At 64.2% G+C, this 16,220-nt stretch carries 14 protein-coding genes; 3 read left to right on the top strand and 11 right to left on the bottom strand.

Going from position 1 to position 16,220, the window contains the following annotated elements; translation table 11 throughout:
• Nucleotides 1-11: 11 nt before the first annotated feature.
• The 8 genes from NCG91_RS17455 to NCG91_RS17490 form a co-directional block, all read right to left on the bottom strand.
• Nucleotides 12-1,373, bottom strand: a complete 1,362-nt coding sequence (locus NCG91_RS17455; protein WP_099378093.1) for a hybrid sensor histidine kinase/response regulator — start codon at nt 1,371-1,373, stop codon at nt 12-14.
• Between the two features lie 142 nt (nt 1,374-1,515).
• Nucleotides 1,516-2,250 carry a 2OG-Fe dioxygenase family protein gene (locus NCG91_RS17460; protein WP_251350592.1) on the bottom strand — a complete coding sequence of 245 codons (735 nt, stop codon included), beginning with the start codon at nt 2,248-2,250 and terminating at the stop codon, nt 1,516-1,518.
• Between the two features lie 105 nt (nt 2,251-2,355).
• Nucleotides 2,356-4,392, bottom strand: a complete 2,037-nt coding sequence (locus tag NCG91_RS17465; protein WP_251350593.1) for a TonB-dependent receptor — start codon at nt 4,390-4,392, stop codon at nt 2,356-2,358.
• A 22-nt stretch (nt 4,393-4,414) separates the two neighbouring features.
• Nucleotides 4,415-4,903 carry a DUF6702 family protein gene (locus tag NCG91_RS17470; protein ID WP_251350594.1) on the bottom strand — a complete coding sequence of 163 codons (489 nt, stop codon included), beginning with the start codon at nt 4,901-4,903 and terminating at the stop codon, nt 4,415-4,417.
• Nucleotides 4,900-7,275 carry a M1 family metallopeptidase gene (locus NCG91_RS17475; protein WP_251350595.1) on the bottom strand — a complete coding sequence of 792 codons (2,376 nt, stop codon included), beginning with the start codon at nt 7,273-7,275 and terminating at the stop codon, nt 4,900-4,902. Before NCG91_RS17475 ends, NCG91_RS17470 begins: the two co-directional genes overlap by 4 nt.
• 165 nt (nt 7,276-7,440) lie before the next feature.
• Nucleotides 7,441-7,902: a MarR family winged helix-turn-helix transcriptional regulator gene (locus NCG91_RS17480; protein ID WP_152250410.1), complete on the bottom strand. Its 462-nt coding sequence runs from the start codon at nt 7,900-7,902 to the stop codon at nt 7,441-7,443.
• A 79-nt stretch (nt 7,903-7,981) separates the two neighbouring features.
• A complete protein-coding gene (locus NCG91_RS17485; RefSeq protein ID WP_251350596.1) occupies nt 7,982-8,800 on the bottom strand; it encodes a sugar phosphate isomerase/epimerase family protein in 819 nt (272 codons plus the stop codon).
• Entirely contained in the window at nt 8,800-9,639 is an 840-nt protein-coding gene (locus NCG91_RS17490) for a phytanoyl-CoA dioxygenase family protein (RefSeq protein WP_251350598.1), read from the bottom strand. Before NCG91_RS17490 ends, NCG91_RS17485 begins: the two co-directional genes overlap by 1 nt.
• 109 nt (nt 9,640-9,748) lie before the next feature.
• Between NCG91_RS17490 and NCG91_RS17495 the strand changes: the two genes are divergently transcribed.
• A complete protein-coding gene (locus NCG91_RS17495) occupies nt 9,749-10,708 on the top strand; it encodes a LysR family transcriptional regulator (protein WP_251350599.1) in 960 nt (319 codons plus the stop codon).
• 3 nt (nt 10,709-10,711) lie between these two features.
• Here NCG91_RS17495 and NCG91_RS17500 read toward each other — a convergent pair whose 3' ends face one another.
• Nucleotides 10,712-11,782, bottom strand: a complete 1,071-nt coding sequence (locus NCG91_RS17500; protein WP_251350601.1) for a M29 family metallopeptidase — start codon at nt 11,780-11,782, stop codon at nt 10,712-10,714.
• Nucleotides 11,783-12,083: 301 nt separating this feature from the next.
• On the opposite strand from NCG91_RS17500, the gene NCG91_RS17505 reads away from it, so the two are divergent.
• Entirely contained in the window at nt 12,084-12,503 is a 420-nt protein-coding gene (locus NCG91_RS17505; protein WP_077408133.1) for a hypothetical protein, read from the top strand.
• 191 nt (nt 12,504-12,694) lie between these two features.
• On the opposite strand, the gene NCG91_RS17510 is transcribed toward NCG91_RS17505, so the two are convergent.
• Both NCG91_RS17510 and NCG91_RS17515 read right to left on the bottom strand, forming a co-directional pair.
• On the bottom strand, nt 12,695-14,209 hold the full coding sequence (locus tag NCG91_RS17510; RefSeq protein WP_251350603.1) for a hypothetical protein: 1,515 nt from the start codon (nt 14,207-14,209) through the stop codon (nt 12,695-12,697).
• Complete coding sequence (locus NCG91_RS17515) at nt 14,206-15,081, bottom strand: hypothetical protein (RefSeq protein WP_251350605.1); 876 nt, start codon at nt 15,079-15,081, stop codon at nt 14,206-14,208. Before NCG91_RS17515 ends, NCG91_RS17510 begins: the two co-directional genes overlap by 4 nt.
• A 168-nt stretch (nt 15,082-15,249) precedes the next feature.
• Here NCG91_RS17515 and NCG91_RS17520 point away from each other — a divergent pair, with 168 nt between their 5' ends.
• Entirely contained in the window at nt 15,250-16,173 is a 924-nt protein-coding gene (locus NCG91_RS17520) for a hypothetical protein (protein WP_251350606.1), read from the top strand.
• Nucleotides 16,174-16,220: the final 47 nt, after the last annotated feature.

A 16,220-nucleotide genomic window follows, 5' to 3' on the forward strand; every position in this document is an offset into this window, starting at 1 on the left:
CGCACAGAAACTCAGGCCTTGCTGCGCAGGGCCAGTGTAAACGTGCTGCCGGAGCCGTAGTCGCTGTTGAAAAACAGGGCGCCGCCGATGGCGTTGGCCAGGTTCTGGCACAGGTACAGGCCCAGTCCCGCGCCTTCCACGTGGCGCGTGGAGGTGGAATCGAGCTGCGAGAAGGCCTGGAACAGCTTGGCCTGGTCTTCTTCCTTGATGCCGGCGCCGCTGTCGGCGATGCTCATTTCCGTCACCAGAACGCCGTCCTCGTCGCGCTGGGCAAGGCTGATGCGCACCGTGCCCTGTTCCGTGAACTTGATGGCGTTGTTGAGCAAGTTGATGAGGATTTGCGTCAATGCGCGGCGGTCCGTGTCGATGATGGCGGGCGGCTGGCCTGCTTCTCCCAGCGCCATTTCCAGCGCCAGGCCCTTTTGCTGGGCCAGGGGGCGCAGGGTGTCGGCCACGTCGGCCATCAGTTCCTGGCAGTGCACGGGTTCGATCGACAGGGTCAGCTTGCCCGCTTCGATCTTGGCCACGTCGAGGATGTCGTTGATCAGCGAGAGCAGATGACGCGCGCTGGCGCGGATGGTGTTCAGCTGCTTGTCCTGGTCGGATGTCAGGGGGCCGGGCAGTTTCATCAGCAGCGCGCCTGTGAAGCCGATGATGGCGTTGAGCGGCGTGCGCAGTTCGTGCGACATGTTCGCGATGAAGGCGGACTTCATGCGGCTCGCCTCGGCCAGCTCCAGGTTTTTCAGGGCGATTTCGCGGTTGATGGTTTCCAGTTCGGCCGCATGGTGCGCCAGGCGCATGTTCAGTTCGATTACCTGGCGTTCGCGCGCCTGCAGTTCGCCGTTGACCTGCACCGCCTGTTCATACGTGGAGATCAGCAGGTCGAGGATTTGCTGGCGTTCCGCATTGATGAAATGCTTCTGGTCGCCCAGGTACAGGGCGATGCCGATTTCCACATTCTGGTTCTTGCGCAGCTTCTGGTTCATCAGCATGTGGCTGATGCGGTTGAGCAGGTAGTCTTCCGCGTAGGGCTTGCGGATGAAATTGTCCGCGCCGCACTCGATGCCGCGGATGATGTCCTTCGGATCGTTGAGCGAGGTGACGAGGATCACGGGAATGTCGCGCAAGGTCGGATCGGACTTGATGGCGCGGCACAGGTCGTAGCCATTCATTTCAGGCATGACGATGTCGGACAGCACCAGGTGCGGCTTGCGCTCGCGGATGGCGGCCAGGGCCAGCTGGCCATTGGCCGCCACGCGCGCGTTATAGTGCAGGGACTGGATCAGGCGGCGCAAGCGCTCCGCCTGGGTCGGGCTATCCTCGACGATCAGGATCTCGATTTCGTCAGGCTTGATTTGGTTGTTGGAGTCCACAGACCTCTCCTAGAATTTCAGTGTGGTGATGCTGGGCGCGGTGAGCGCGCAATATCGACATCGTATGACTATATCGGATTTAGGTCTGCAAAAGTAACTTCCAAGTAACTATTTTGGCCACAGGGAATGCTGTGGCCGCTTGTCAGTTTTCGCCCTGGAACTGACCTGCGCGATAGGTCAGCACGAGCGTATCGCGGTGGCCATGTTCGCCGATTGGCTGGATCGGCGTCGATTCGTGGATGACAGACGCATCGTCGAGCAGCAGCAGCGACCACGGCTCGGTCAGGGTAAAGCGCTTGCCGTTGGGGCCATTGGCCTCGAAGATGCGCGTCTCGCCGCCCTTGACCTGTTCGCGCCCGATCAGCAGCACGGCGACGAAATCGACGCCGTCGCGGTGCGCACCTTCCGGCGTGGGGCGGCCGATGCCATCGGTCGTATCGATGCGGAACTGGTGCGCCTCGATGAACCACGGCTGGCTGCCCTTGACCTGCGAGCAGGCGTTGCCCAGCGCGCGGATCAGCTGCTGCCAGGCCGCTTGCGCAACGATAGCCGCTTCGACCGGTTCGAACAGGCGGTGCATGCCGCCGTGCAGGGCGTTGTATTCCACCGGTTGCCAGTGCGGACGGTGCGCCGTCTGCGTCAGGCGCTCGCCATCCTGCACGAAACACGAGTGGCGCCGGCGGCGATAGCGGCCGCCATCCTTCAGGTAATTGTCCAGCGGCAGGGTATTCCAGCTCCCTTCCAGCGCGCGCAGCGCGGCCAGCGGGCAGCCGGCCAGCGCGGCCACGTCCTGCGGGCGCAGGACGGCATAGCCGTCATCGCGCAAGGCTTCCTTGACGTGGGAAGGGTCGGTAAAGATCGGTGCGGAAGTGCTCATGGCGGTGCCGGCCGCAATGCGGCCTGTCTCAGTTTATCCAGCCTGGCATTCTACGACTTCGCGGCAACTCTTGTGTTAGGTCCGATAGGAATTATTCTTGTTGAGTTAAAAATTCTTTACCAGGGTCAGGCGCAGCGAACGCGATTCCACCGGATGGAAGTGGATATCGTCGACGGGCTGGGCTTCGCCGGGCAGGCGCGAGGCATAGTAATAGTCGATGGCCGAGTCGCGCCGGTTGGCCAGGTTGTAGCCTTCGACTTCCACGCGCAAGGTCTTGTCGATCTGATAGGCGATGCGCCCGTTCAAGCCCACGCTGGCCGCGGAGCGCACGCTGTTGTCTTCAATCAGCGGGCGCGGGCCGAAGTAGCGCAGGCGCAAGGAACCCGACCACGGCCCCGGCGGCGTCACCGTCATGGCCAGCTGGGCCACGCCTTCGATGGCGCCGGGGATGAAGTCGCCCGCCGGGTCGCTGCCGCGCGAGCGCGCCCGTGCATATGCCAGGTCCAGGTCCAGCGACAGCCAGCTGGCCGCCTTGTAGTAGCTGGAAAACTCCACGCCGTAGCGGCGGCTGGGGCGGCCCGCCTCGGTGGCGCCCGCGTCGCCGATGAACAGCAGCTCGGAATCGAAGTCCAGGCGGTACAGCGACAGCGAGGTTTGCAGGCCGGCGATGGCGGCGCTGCGCAAGCCCAGTTCCAGCCCCCGCGAGCGCACCAAAGGCGTGACCTTGTCGGCCGCCTCGCCCGTCTTCGGGTCGACGGTGATCGTCGTGCCGCGCGCGTCGTTGCTGTGAAAGCCATTGCCGATGTTGAGATACGCTTCCGTATCGCGCCACGGTCCCGCGATCACGCTCAGGCTGGGACTGAACAAATGGTCGCTGGCCGTGCCCGAATTGGCGGCGCGGTCGCTGCGTACGTCGAAGCGGTAGGCGTCCGCGCGCAGGCCGGCCACGGTGCGCAGCCAGCGCGACCAGCGCGTGCTGTTTTCGCCATACACGCCGATGCTCGACTCGACGATGTGGTCTTGCCGCGTGGTTGACAGGATCTGCCGCTGCCGCGTGTTGTACAAGCCGTTGTGGATATTGTCGTTCTGCAGCTGCACGCCGATGGTGGTGTCGCTGCTGCCCCTGTCCGTGTGGCGGTGCCAGGTATGGCTGGCATCCAGGCCGGACGTCACGCGCCGGTCGGGCTGGGCGAACTGGTCGCCGTTGTCGGGATCGTCCATCGCATACGTAAAATTCGAGAACAGGGCCAGGCGGTTGGCGATCACATACGCGCTGACCCTGGACGACACGTCGTCCGTCGTCTGGCGCCAGGCGCCCGACAGGCTGTAGCGCTGCGCCTTGCCGCCGTCGCTGGCATCGATGGCGTCGAAGCGGCCCAGCGTGCCGTCCTGCACGGCGCGCAGCGGAATCTGGTCGGTGGCGTTCCAGCTGGCGTCATACGCCATGGCCGTGACGTTGAAGCCGTTGTTGGCATAGCCTTCGCTGTAGCGCAGCACGCCATTGAGCTTGCGGTAGCGGTCCGGCTGCGTGAACGGACCATCGTTACGTTGTGCTTCGAGCGCGTACAGCAGGCTGCCGTCGCCCGCATCGGGCGAATCGGCCAGCAGGGCCCGGCGAAAGCCGTTTTGTCCGAGTCCCACGCTGGCGACGCCCTGCGTCAGGCGGTTCGCATACACGACGGACGCCGCCCCCGCCGAGGAAAAGTCGCCTTGCGCCGCCGAATACGGTCCCTTCTTGTAATCGAGGCGCATGGCCAGTTCGGGTATCAGGAAGTTCAGGTCCGTCCAGCCCTGTCCGTGGCCATGGCTGCGCTGGTTGACGGGCATCTCGTCGACGGTGGTGCGCAAGTCCGTGCCGTGATCGAGGTTGAAGCCGCGCAGGTAGAACTGGTTGGCCTTGCCTTCGCCGCTATGCTGGCTGACGATCAGCCCCGGCACGGCTTCCAGCAGTTCGCCGGGCCGGTAGCTGGTGCGCGCATCGAGCTGCTTTTGCGTGACGCTGCCCGCGTTGGCCGAATCGGCCACGCCCAGCTGGTTCAGGCGCGAACCGTCGACCAGCACGCGCTGGAAGATGTCGTCGGCGTGGGCGGCGGCCGGTGAAAACAGGGCGGCGAGGAGAAAGGCAAGATGGCGTGGCGTCATGGGTCTTTGGAAGTGGCGGAGCTTAGTGGATCGGCAGTTCCGTGTTCTGGCGGTCGAAAATCAGCGTCTGGATGGCGCCGCTGTCCTGCACGTTGAGGGTATTGCGCTGGCTGGGCAGGAAGTCGATCAGCAGCTGGTTGTGGATGCGCGTGGCGGGGGGCAGGCGCGTGCGTTCGATCTCCTGGAAGATCACCACGTTGTCGGCATTGACCTTCATGCCGACCCAGTTCAGGCGCAGGCGCTTGCCGTCCGGCGCCACGAGGTAAAACTGTTTTTCGACATAGCGGCGCAGCGCCGCTTCGCTGTCTTCCTGGCCCAGGTCGAACTGGCGCTGGTACAGGTTCGTCAGCAGCGCCTCGACGTCGTGGCCAGTGTAGGTGTGCACCACTTCGGTGCTGCCGCTGGCCGCGTTATAGCTGATATCGGCGATGCCCATATGAAAATTATGGGCACCCGCCGCCATGCTGGCGCAGGCCAGCGTGGCGCAAGCGAGCAGACGCCAGCGCTTCACGCCTCGTCGCCCCTGGCCGAGCTGCCGTTCTTGCCTTTCAGCGGCGTATGAAAATCGCGCATCAGGTTATCCTTGGGCGATTTCTCGCTCTTGAACAGTTCCAGGCGCGACGGCGTGATTTTTCTCGGCCAAGCGTTGTTGCTCGTGTCGATATCGGCCGTTTCCCAGTACGGGTCCTGCACCAGGCCCACCATCGGTTCATCCGTGATGACGACCTTGGTGATTTTCTTCGGCGAGTAGCGCCACACTTCGGCCGGCACGCGCTCGACGTACTTCTTGCCGCTTTTCAGTTCGATTTCGAGTATCAGCGGCATGACCATGCCGCCCACGTTCGACAGGTCGACCAGGTACAGGTGCTTGCCCTGTTTCAGCAAGTCCTTTTCCCACGGTTCCAGGGCGGCCAGCGTTTCGGCGTAGGCGTTGCGGTCCTTGTTGGTCACCGTGAAATCGTCGTGCTGGTTGTAGAAATCCTTCAGCTCCGGATGCGCCTCGACCCGGCGCGGCATGCCCTTGTTGGCGCGGCTCGTGACGGATTCCGGCTGGGCGTCCTTTTGCGCCTTCTTCCACGCTTTTTCCGTTGCCGGATCCTTTGAACTCACGCCATATTCGCTGATGCCGTCGATGCTGATGTCGACCGGGTCGGTCGTATAGAACCAGCCGCGCCAGAACCAGTCCAGGTCCGTGCCGGAGGCGTCTTCCATGGTGCGGAAAAAGTCGGCGGGCGTGGGACGCTTGAACTTCCAGCGCTGCGCATATTCCTTGAAGGCGTAGTCGAACAGTTCGCGCCCGAGGATGGTTTCGCGCAGGATGTTCAGGCCCGCCGCCGGCTTGGCGTAGGCGTTGTTACCGAACTGCAGCAGGGACTCGGAATTGGTCATGATGGGCACCTGGTCGCGGCTACGCATGTAGTCGACGATCTCGCGCGGTTCGCCGCGCGAAGCCGGGTAGTTTTCTTCCCACGCCTGCTGCGCCAGGTATTGCACGAAGGTGTTGAGGCCTTCGTCCATCCACGTCCACTGGCGCTCGTCCGAGTTGATGATCATCGGGTAGTAGTTGTGGCCCACTTCGTGGATGATCACGCCGATCAGGCCATATTTGGTGCGCTTGGAGTAGGTCAGCTCGCCGGTCTTCTTGTCTTTCACCGGACGGGGGCCGTTAAACGAGATCATCGGATACTCCATGCCGCCCACGGGGCCGTTGACGGAGATGGCCGTCGGATACGGATAGTCGATGCTGTACTTGTTGTACTGTTCAATCGTGTGCACGATGGCTTGCGTGCTGTACTTTTCCCACAGGGGATTGCCCTCTTTCGGATAGTAGGACATGGCCATCACATCGCTGCCGCCCTTCTTGTAGCCCTGCGCATCCCAGATGAACTTGCGGCTCGATGCCCAGGCGAAGTCGCGCACGTTGGCCGCCTTGAAGTGCCACATCTTTTGCGCGCGGCTCACTGTTTTTTCGGCCGCCTCGGCTTCCTTCTGCGTGACGATGACGACGGGCTTGTCGCTGCCGCGGGCCTTTTCCAGGCGCTCGCGCTGCGCGGAAGACAGCACGTCCTGCGGGTTTTGCAGCTCTCCCGTGGAGGCGACGATATGGTCGGCAGGAACCGTCAGCTGCACGTCGTAGTCGCCGAATTCCAGCGTGAATTCGCCGGAGCCGAGGAACTGTTTGTGCTGCCAGCCGGCCGCATCGTAATAGGCCGCCATGCGGGGGAACCACTGCGCCACTTCGAACAGGGCGTTCTTGTCGTCGAAGACTTCATAGCCGGCGCGCCCGCCCAGCACCTTCTGTTCGTTGATGCGGTAATCCCAGTCGATCTGGAAGACGAAATCCTGGCCCGGCTTCAAGGGCTGCGGCAAGTCGATGCGCATCATGGTGCGGTTCACTACATATTTCAAAGGCTGGCCATCCGCGCCTGTCAAGCGGCGGATATTGAAGCCGCCCTGGAAGTCGCCGCGCGCGAGGATGCCGCGCAAGCCTTCGAACTTCATGGTCTCTTCGCCCGTCGTCTTGGCCCACGCCTGGCGCGAGGGCGCCGTGGTCATGCGGCGCGCGTCGGAATCGGGCTTGTAGATATTCTGGTCCAGCTGCACCCACAGGTAGCCGAGGGTGTCGGGCGACTGGTTATGATAGGTGATGGTGCCGCTGCCGGCGATCTCGCGCCTGGCTTCGTCCAGCGTCGCGCGGATCGTGTAGTCGGCGCGCTGCTGCCAGTAGGCGTGGCCCGGCGCGCCGGAGGCCGTGCGGTAGGTATTCGGGGTGGGCAGCACCTCTTCGAGCTGGCGGAACTTGTCGTCGAATGGTTCGGCCGCGAAGGCCGACACGGTAAAACACAGAGCCAACGAGGCTACGGAGCCGAAAGATATGCGCATATTCACCCTGATGTTGTTGTAAGGAAATAGTGGCAACTATTCTATACGCAGGGCGGGGCCATCCATGTATCGATTTGTAATAAAGAAAGGCGGATTTCACGCCAGCTTTTGCCTGGCGCTGTCAGGGGGATGCTTTACCTGATTTTGCTCGGAAAAGCGGCGCCTTTACTCACTTTTCATCAGGCTGTCGCGCAATTGGTTCAGCTGTTGTTTCATGTCCACAACCTGTTCCACGCTGCAGTGGCTGGCCGTCAGGATGGCTTCGGGCAGCAAGGCTGCTTCATGGCGCAGCTGGTCGCCCTGTTCCGTGAGGGAAATGATGACTTGCCGCTCGTCGCTGGCAGCGCGCGTGCGCGTCAACAGGCCCGATTGCTCCATGCGCTTGAGCAGGGGCGTCAGGGTGGCCGAGTCGAGGAACAGCCGCTCGCCCACTTCCGACACCGTCAGGCCGTCGCGTTCCCACAACACCATCATCACCAGGTATTGCGAATAGGTGAGACCGAGCTTGCGCAGGAGCTTGCGGTACAGCTTGTTCATGGCAAGCGAAGTCGAGTACAGCGCAAAGCACAGCTGGCTGTCCAGGCGCGGCACCTGGTGCAAGGGATTGGGGGCGGGGGTGGTATCCATGGGCACAGTATATATAGCGCGCTACCTAATTGCAATGCGCGGCGCCGGACCTAGCGATCCGGCGCCGGGACGCGGACGCTTAGCCGGCGTAGCGCGTGCGCAGCAGATCGAGCATGGCGACGTTCTGTTCCCATGCGTCGCTCACGGGCTGCTGCGTCCAGGGCAGCGTTTGCGTGTACGGCGCGGGGCCGAATTCCGGCGTGAACGTCATGCGCTCGGCACCGGCCGCGCGGCGCAGGGCGACGATGGCATCCCACCAGGCCAGGTGGGCGTCGAGTGCCGGTTTCGCTTCCGGTGCGCGGAAGTCGGCGACCTGCGGCCCTTGCGCATGGCCCACGCGCGCATGCACGTGGCGCACCAGCGGCAGCACCTGCGCCAGGGTCTGCGGCTGGTCTTCCAGCAGCGATTCGCAGGCGCAGCACCAGTGCGACAGGTCGGCCGTCAAGGGCAGCTCGGGATACTGCTGCAGATACGGCAGCAGCAGCATCGGATGGCCGCTGAAGCGGCTGCGGTGGATTTCGTGCACGATGGGCACGCTGTGCTTTTCCGAGATGGCGGCGGCCAGGTCGAGCAGCTGCGCGTTTTGCGCCGGCGTATAGAAATCCTTGCCCGTATGGGTGTTGACCAGCACGGGGCGCGCCAAACAGGCGTTTTCCAGCAGTTCGGCCAGGGCGGCGCGGTGCAGATCGAAGTCGCTGTGGAACACGGTTTCCCACTGCGCGGCGATCAACTGCAGTCCCGCCTTGGCGATGCGCCCCGTCCACTCTTCGCGCAGGGCGACGTCCAGCGGCAGCGACATTTCGATGCCGTCGAAGCCGGCCGCCAGTACCTTGTCGATGAAGACGTCGGGCGGCAGGTCATTATTGCCCCAGTGGGCGGCAAAGATGTCGATGCGCATCAGACGAAGCCCCGCACGGGGAAGGCGTCGTCGCGCTGGATCCAGTTGTGGGCCGCGTATTCCGTCTGGCCGTCGGTGGCGTGCAGGGTGTAGGCGTGGCGCGAGACGGGCGAGCGGTTCGGCGCGCTGTAATGGGGCAGCAAGCCATGGAAGCAGACGAGGGCGCCGGCCTTGACTTCGAGCGGGACGGCCGTGCTGTCGTCGGGCCATGGCGTGGCGTCGAGTTTTTCCACGCGCACCTGGTCGCCGTTACGGATGAAGCGTTCGCGCAGCGGGCCGCGGTGGCCGCCCGGTTCCGCCCACAGGCAGCCGTTGTCCAGGGTGGCGTCTTCCAGCGCGAACCAGAAGGTGGTCACGCTGATGGGCGTGGTCGCGAAATACGTGGCGTCCTGGTGCCAGCGCACTTCGCCGCCGATGCCGGGCTGCTTGAAAATGTACATCGATTGCCACACCTGCGCATCCGCCAGGCCCAGGTCGCGCGCCACTGCTGCCAGCTTCGGGTCGGCCGAAAAGCTGCGGAAGACGGGGTCCAGGTCATGCATGGCGTGGCCGATCTTGTTGATCGACAGGGATTTGGCCTGCTTCAGCTGGCCGTCCGGTCCAAACGCCTCTTCCTCGAAGAAGCAGCGGATGGTGTTGTCGGAAGCGAGAAAATAATCGTTGGTGTTCTTCGCCTGGTCGCGCGTGGTGAAGATGGACTGGCTGACGCTGGGATCGAATTCGTTGACAATCTGCTCGGCGCGCGCGCGCAAGGCGGCGATTTCATCGGCGCCCTTGAAATCGGGCAGGATGATGTAGCCGTCGCGTTGGTATTGTTCTTGTTGTTCGATCGTTAGCATGGCGGCGGCTCCGGAGGTCAATGGAAAGCGCCATTGTAGGATGGGCGAAGGCGGCAAACAATCGCCCTGCGGTTGACAGATTGTCGCCAAAGCGAAGACAATCTTTGACATGGATCAACTAAAAGCGATGGAAATCTTTGTCGAAGTGGCGCGCCAGCGCAGCTTTACGGTGGCCGGGCAGCGCCTGGGACTGACGCGCGCCATGGTCAGCAAGACCATCATGCAGCTGGAAGAACGCCTGCATGCGCGCCTGCTGCACCGCTCCACGCGCGAAGTGAGCCTGACGGACGCGGGCCGCGCCTACCTGGCACCGTGCATGGCCACCGTCAGCCAGGCGCAGGAAGCGGCGCGCATGGTGGCGCACGTGGCGCAGGCGGGAGCCGGGGCGGAGCTGGCCGGGCCGCTGCGCATCCAGGCGCCATCGAGTTTCGGCAGCGCGTGGCTGGCCGACGCCGTCGCCCGTTTCAGTTTGCTGCACCCCCAGGTGCAGGCCGAATTGTTTGTCGACGATGCGCTGCTCGACCCCATACGCCACGGTTTTGACTTGACGATACGCGTGGGCGGCATCCCGGACAGCAGTGCTCTGGCCATGCGTCCGCTGGCGCCGTGCCGCGCCGTGCTGTGCGCCAGTCCCGCCTACCTGGCGCAATGGGGCGTGCCGCAGACGCCGCAAGAGCTATTGAAGCACCAGTGCCTGCATTTCAGCCACCTGACGGATGGCACGAACTGGCATTTCCAGCGCGGCGAGGGAGACCGGCAAGAAGCGGTGAGTGTGCGCGTGCAGGCGGGTTTTACGGCGAACAATGGCCTGGTGCTGCACCAGGCGGCGCAGCGGGGACTCGGCATCGTCTACAGCACCACGTTCCTCGCCTGGCGCAACCTGCTCGATGGCAGCCTGGTACCCGTGCTGTCCGGCTGGGAGCTGCCCCTGAATCACTTGAGCGCCCTGTATCCTGCCAGCCGCCAGCCCTCGCCCAAGGTACGCGCGCTGATCGATTTCCTGGTGGCCGAATACCAGCCCGTGCCGCCGTGGGACCGCGAGCTGGCGGCGGCAGGATTTTTCAGCTGAGGCTCAATTGAGTGCGACGGGTTCCACCGTCCACGCGCCATCCGCGTACACGCGCTCGTCGTCCAGATAAACGGCTTGCGTGACGGCGAAGATATCGACGTGGTAGCGCGCATCCTTGCGCTTGAATTGCGGCTTGGCGTAGACGCCGTGCTTGGCGCCCAGCGACAGATGGATGCCGCACATGCGTTCATACGTGCCGATGTCGTTGACCAGCTGCTCGCGCGAAAAGGCGCGGTTCATGCCGAAGCCCAGTTCGCGCACCCACACTTCGCCTTCGTGCGCGCGGATGATCTCCAGCATGGCGGTAAATTCCGGCGTGGCGTTTTCCGTGCCCGTCACGCGCCCCTTTTCGATGATCAGGGTGATCGGCGTGTCGGGGCGGTTGACCATGAAGTGTGTGTCGCCGAAAACAAAGATGCGCACGCGGCCATTGACGGCTTCCAGGTCCTGCGCTTCCGTAAACACTTCGCCCAGGGGGAACTGGCCGCCGATATTGTTCATGCCGCTGTAGTCGCCGATATTGAGCTTGGCCGATTCGAACGGGGAAGCGAAGACCAGCTGCTCGCCGCCGCTGTCGACCATGCCGTGACGGGCGCCGTCGATGCGCGCCTTGAGCGCATGGCCCACGCCGCGGTAATAGGCGGGGTCGTAGGCCAGCGAGGCGATGTAATGCAAGCCCTGCACGCCGGGCATGCGCGACAGGTGCACGTGTTCGATGACCTTCAGCCCCCGCTTGAACAGCTCGATGCGGATGCGGAACGCTTCCAGGCGGAAGCTGGTCGACTGGATCAGCACGACGAGGCTGCCGGAAGGCAGTTCGGCAAACGCGGCCAGCACGGCGTCGGGCGTGACGTCGTCGAAATCGATGAAGGCGGCGTCCGGCAAGGCCTGGCGATACGCTTCCGTCAGCACGACATTGAGCCAGCTGCGCTTGTCGCAGACGATCAGGGCCGGTTCGTCGGGGCGGTGGCAGATGGCCATGGCCAGCAGGTCGGCCACGTTTTGCGCGGCCACTTCGGTGGCGGCGGCGCTGATGGCGTCGAGCCGGCTGGTGTCATTCTCGGGAAGCGTCATGGTGCGGAGGTGGGGGACGTGAAGTAATCGCAGCATTATAAGGTGATTGCCACTGGCCACACCATTCCCCATCCGGCGGAGGGCAGGCGGCTGCCGCGCCCCTGATTACTTGTGTAGTGCTTTCCGGCAATGTATTATTTGATAAATGGTATTGCAGGGCATGGCAGCGAGCCTGGGAGTGGCCCGGCGCAGCGGCAAACGCATGCGCACGGCGGCTCGCTTCCAGTGATGCAGGGACAACAAGCCAACAGGCGATGATGAAGAGTGTGAAGTGATGAGCATAATCGGACAAGATATTCCCATGGAGCGGCCGGATACGGATGGGCGCGCCGCCGTCTTCGTTCCCGTCACGGGCGTCAAGGAAGATGTCCTGTTGACCATACGCAAGGGTGCGGCCATCGTCGGCTTTGCCAACCACGACCGTACCATCACCGTGTATTTTGAAAGCAACCGCTTTGACGATCCCGTGCTGGCCAAGTGGGAACACAAGGCGCGCAAGGCCTACGACCGCCTGGTCGACAATGCGCCCACCGTGTCGAAACTGACCACCAGCCCCGCCAATTTCGAGCAGATCGGTTATATCAATGGCAAGGGCATCACCATCCGCCGCATGGAAAGCCTGCAGCGCTGGCTCGCGTATTCGGATGCGATGGAGACTTGCCCGGCAACGGATATCATTCCGCGCACGGTGATAGCGAAACCTGAAAGCGTTAAAGTTTAAGAGCGGCTGATACAACGCCCTCGGCGTTGTTGCCTGCCCTGCATTTACCTCGCTGTACTGAAGTACTGTCTTCGGGGCGGCACCTGGCCCTGCGCATTTTCTCAGCGGCTCCTGGTCTGCGCGCATGAGTATCCAATGGCGCCGCTGGCGCTAATCCGACCTGCGCGACCTACGCCTGACCTCGCTTATCACTACACCACGACGATATTCGCCTGCGCCTTGAGCGGGCAGGGCAGGGTGTCGTCGAAGGTGATTTCGATGGCGCTGGCGACGAACATGCCGCCGATGTGCTGGGCGGCGATTTCGGGCGGCGTGCCGGGCTTGGTCAGGTTGACGTCCTGGGCGAAAACGAAGACGCGCCAGGTGCCGTAGACCTTTTGATCATATTGCAGCAAGGTGCGGTAAGCGCGCTTCAAGTCCAGGCTGCCTGCGTAGACGCCATCGTTGGCGCCCGGATCGAAGCCCAGGCCGTCATCGGTCAGCGATTCGACGAAATACAGTCCCTGCGGCGCCTGGAACAGCACGAAGGCATACAGCTCTGTACCGCGGAACACATTGCCATTGTCGCGCTTGAAGCTGGCGCGCAGCCACAGCGGTTCGTAGGCTTGCACGACGGCGGGCGTATCCGTTTCCACGGGCCCCGCCAGGTGGATGTTGACCTGCGTTTCGCTCACGGCATGCTGGTAGGTGGCGCCCGTGGTGAAGCGCTCGTACTCCCAGCTGATGTCGGCCGTGTAGGGCAGGCCCGCGTTCGGCGCTTCCGGCAACACCCATTTCGCCACCACGCGCTCGGCCAGGGTCAGTTCGCCGGCGGCCGGTGGTGTTGCTTCCTGGCCACGCCAGAACGGGTCCGCGATATCGGAGCAGGCGACGGCGATGGCGCCCGAGGCGATGGCCGAGGCCACGCCCGCCACCGTGAATTCGGGCTGGCCCGAGCCGGCCCCTTCCAGCGAGCAGCAGTCGACGCTGGGATCGGTTTCCTCGAACGGACCGCCCACGCTGAAGCTGGCCTTGCCGGAACCGAGCGCGGCCGAAATGATGGCCACCAGGGCGGCGATGATGGCGATGATGATGGCGAGTATCTTCCACCACGGGTCGGAAAACGGCAGCTCGCCATGCGTGCCCGCATAGGCGGGGTTCGGCGTCCAGACGAGGGTCATGCCGGTCGGCACGATGGGCCCCAGGCCGGGCGGGCAGCGGCACGCATTTGCCCCACCTTTCCCATCTGTACCCGTGCTGCCCCAGCGCTTGCCCGGCAGGTGGCCTTGCGGCTTGGACAGTTCCAGGGTGCCTTCCTCGACCGTGCACGTGTACGTGTTGGTGGCGCTGTCGAAGCGCGTCTGCGAGACGAAGATTTGCTGGATCGAGCGGTGCGGCAGGTAGCCGTCCGCCTTGGCGACGAAGCTGACGAGTCTCTTGCCGGGCGCCGCATGCTGGAAATCGGCATCCCACATCACCAGCATGGCCGCGCCGGCCGGGATGCTGGCAAAGAAGAAGGTGCGCGCCACGGGCACGATGCCGGGGTCGCCCACGCTTTCCAGGTACACGGTGACATTGTTCAGGGCGCTGCTGGACATATTGGTGACGTGGGCGGCGATGCGCAAGCCATAGATGGCATTGTCGAAGATGCCATCGGGCAGCATGATGTTGGTGACGGGCTCGATCGCGAACGGCCGCGTCAGCACCTGCAGGGGGGTAGCGCTCATGATGCTTGCTCCTCGGGGCTTTGCTGGTCTTGCGCTTGCTCTTTCTCGAGGTCGGTGACGATATACGTGATGCCGCCCATGAGCTTGCCTTCCTGGGTTTCGAGTACGCGCAGCAGCGCATACTGGCGCGGCGGCAAGGCTTCGGCGCGCACGCTCAGGTACACGGCCTGCGCCTGGCCGCGCGGCACTTCCAGCGCCAGCTTTTGCTCGCCGGGCGCATCGCCATTGCAGTGGGGCGTGCGCGCCAGGCCCGCTATCAGGCGGGCGTCCCTGGCCGGCTGCCAGCGCTCGAGTCCCAGGGTGGCCAGCAGGTGTTCCGGCAGCTCGCCGCCCTGCTCAATCTGCAATTCCACTTTTTTCGTTGTGCGGGGCAGGGCCGCCACCGCGATGGCCAGCGATTGCGCGCGCCTTGCCGCCAGCACCACGGTGACATTGCGCTGGGCAATCTGCTCGTGCAAGGTGGGCTGGAAGGGAAAGCCGTTGGGCAGGGGATCGGGCAGCGGGTTGATGTCGCCCGCGCCGTGGGCCACGGCCAGCAGGCATTCGTGGCCGCCATTGACGATGACGGGGACCCAGGGAACCAGGCACAGCACTTCCTGCGTGGCGCCCGGCGGCAAGTCGGCAAACGCGGAGCCGATCTGCGTGGCGGCGCCGACGGCGATCTGGCCGGAAGGGTCGGCCCAGTAAAAGTCCACGCGCACGCCGTTCGAGGCGCTGTTGCCCGTGTTGTGCACGCGGCCCCACAGGTAATTGCTGGTGCCGGCGATGGGGGCGCCGGGCGGGCCATTCGGATCATTGCCCGGCACGCCCCAGATATCCGCGCTGTCCCACCACCAGGGCTGGCCGTCTTCGATGATCAGGTGGGCTGGCATGGCGTTCTCCTTGTCCTTGGCCGCTGCTGGTAGCTTAGACCGCTGCGGCGGATGCTTTTTGATCGGTATCAAGGCCATGAAACACGGCGCCGTTGCGCCGTTGCCGTGCTTGCGTAAGGTAATATTGCGGCAGAACGCAGTGGAATGACTCCAGGAAAAGGTTGGAATGTGCTTGAAACAGTGAATGACGTTTGCATCAACGCCGCTTGCGGCCGGACCTTGCCGCTGCGCGTGGCGCATTGCCCGTTTTGCGGCGCGCGCCAGATAGCTCAAGCGCCTGTCCTGGAGAAAGCCGTGGCGCCGCCGGTGCCGCGCATGCCGCCGCCCGTGCCCGTCGCGCCTCCCACGCCTGCGCCTGCTCCAATGCCGCAGCCCGCGCCGCAGTCCGCACCCGCGCCCAAGCCCGTCCCGCCAGCGCCTGCCGCACCTGCCGCGCCGGCCAAGGCGCCGCCCGCGAAACCGGCTGTCAAGGGTTCGGTGCCGCCACCGCGCCCGCCCGTGCGCTTGCGCACGTGGATCGCGGCGGCAGTGGTATTGACCGGCATCTGGTTCTTCAACAAGCCCGCCGACAAGCCGGCCAGCGTGGCGGAACAGGTCGAGGCCGCCACGGCGCTGGCGGCGCAGTGCGACCTGGACGGGGCGCGCAGCGCGCTGGCCGTGCTGAAAAGCGCCAAGGCGCCCGCCGCGCACCTGAAACGTTTGCAGGCAAGCATTACCAAGTCCGCCGCCGCCTGCGACAGGCAACAGCAGCGGGCACAGGCGTGGACGGCGCTGCAGGACAGCGTCAGCCAGGCCCTCGATGAAGGCAAGCCGGATCTGGCCGCCACGCGCCTGGCCGCCTACGTGAAACGCTGGGGCGACGATCCCGACACCCTGGAACTCGATGCCAAGGTGAAAGTGGCGCTGGCCAGCGCCCAGCTCGACCTGGCCGACGCCTGCCTGGCGCGTTCGGACCGGGTTTGCCTGGAAAACAGCCTGATCGCCGCCGAGCGCTACAAACGGCCGGAACTGGCGGCGCGCACGCAGACGCTGCGCACGGCGTTGTCGCAATTGCTCGAGCGTTCGCTGCTCGATGCGGTGCCGGGCCAGTAGCGCTAGGCTGTCAAACGCTCGCCGCGGCCAGGCCGTGCGGGCGTCGC

The organism is Janthinobacterium kumbetense (assembly GCF_023703445.1).
GTDB classification, from domain to species: Bacteria; Pseudomonadota; Gammaproteobacteria; order Burkholderiales; family Burkholderiaceae_D; genus Janthinobacterium; species Janthinobacterium kumbetense.

Bases quoted from the DNA above. Each gene is read 5' to 3' on its own strand.
- NCG91_RS17460 (WP_251350592.1), bottom strand. From the start codon at position 2,250: ATGAGCACTTCCGCACCGATCTTTACCGACCCTTCCCACGTCAAGGAA.
- NCG91_RS17465 (WP_251350593.1), bottom strand. From the start codon at position 4,392: ATGACGCCACGCCATCTTGCCTTTCTCCTCGCCGCCCTGTTTTCACCG.
- NCG91_RS17475 (WP_251350595.1), bottom strand. From the start codon at position 7,275: ATGCGCATATCTTTCGGCTCCGTAGCCTCGTTGGCTCTGTGTTTTACC.
- NCG91_RS17480 (WP_152250410.1), bottom strand. From the start codon at position 7,902: ATGGATACCACCCCCGCCCCCAATCCCTTGCACCAGGTGCCGCGCCTG.
- NCG91_RS17485 (WP_251350596.1), bottom strand. From the start codon at position 8,800: ATGCGCATCGACATCTTTGCCGCCCACTGGGGCAATAATGACCTGCCG.
- NCG91_RS17490 (WP_251350598.1), bottom strand. From the start codon at position 9,639: ATGCTAACGATCGAACAACAAGAACAATACCAACGCGACGGCTACATC.
- NCG91_RS17495 (WP_251350599.1), top strand. From the start codon at position 9,749: ATGGATCAACTAAAAGCGATGGAAATCTTTGTCGAAGTGGCGCGCCAG.
- NCG91_RS17500 (WP_251350601.1), bottom strand. From the start codon at position 11,782: ATGACGCTTCCCGAGAATGACACCAGCCGGCTCGACGCCATCAGCGCC.
- NCG91_RS17505 (WP_077408133.1), top strand. From the start codon at position 12,084: ATGGAGCGGCCGGATACGGATGGGCGCGCCGCCGTCTTCGTTCCCGTC.
- NCG91_RS17510 (WP_251350603.1), bottom strand. From the start codon at position 14,209: ATGAGCGCTACCCCCCTGCAGGTGCTGACGCGGCCGTTCGCGATCGAG.
- NCG91_RS17515 (WP_251350605.1), bottom strand. From the start codon at position 15,081: ATGCCAGCCCACCTGATCATCGAAGACGGCCAGCCCTGGTGGTGGGAC.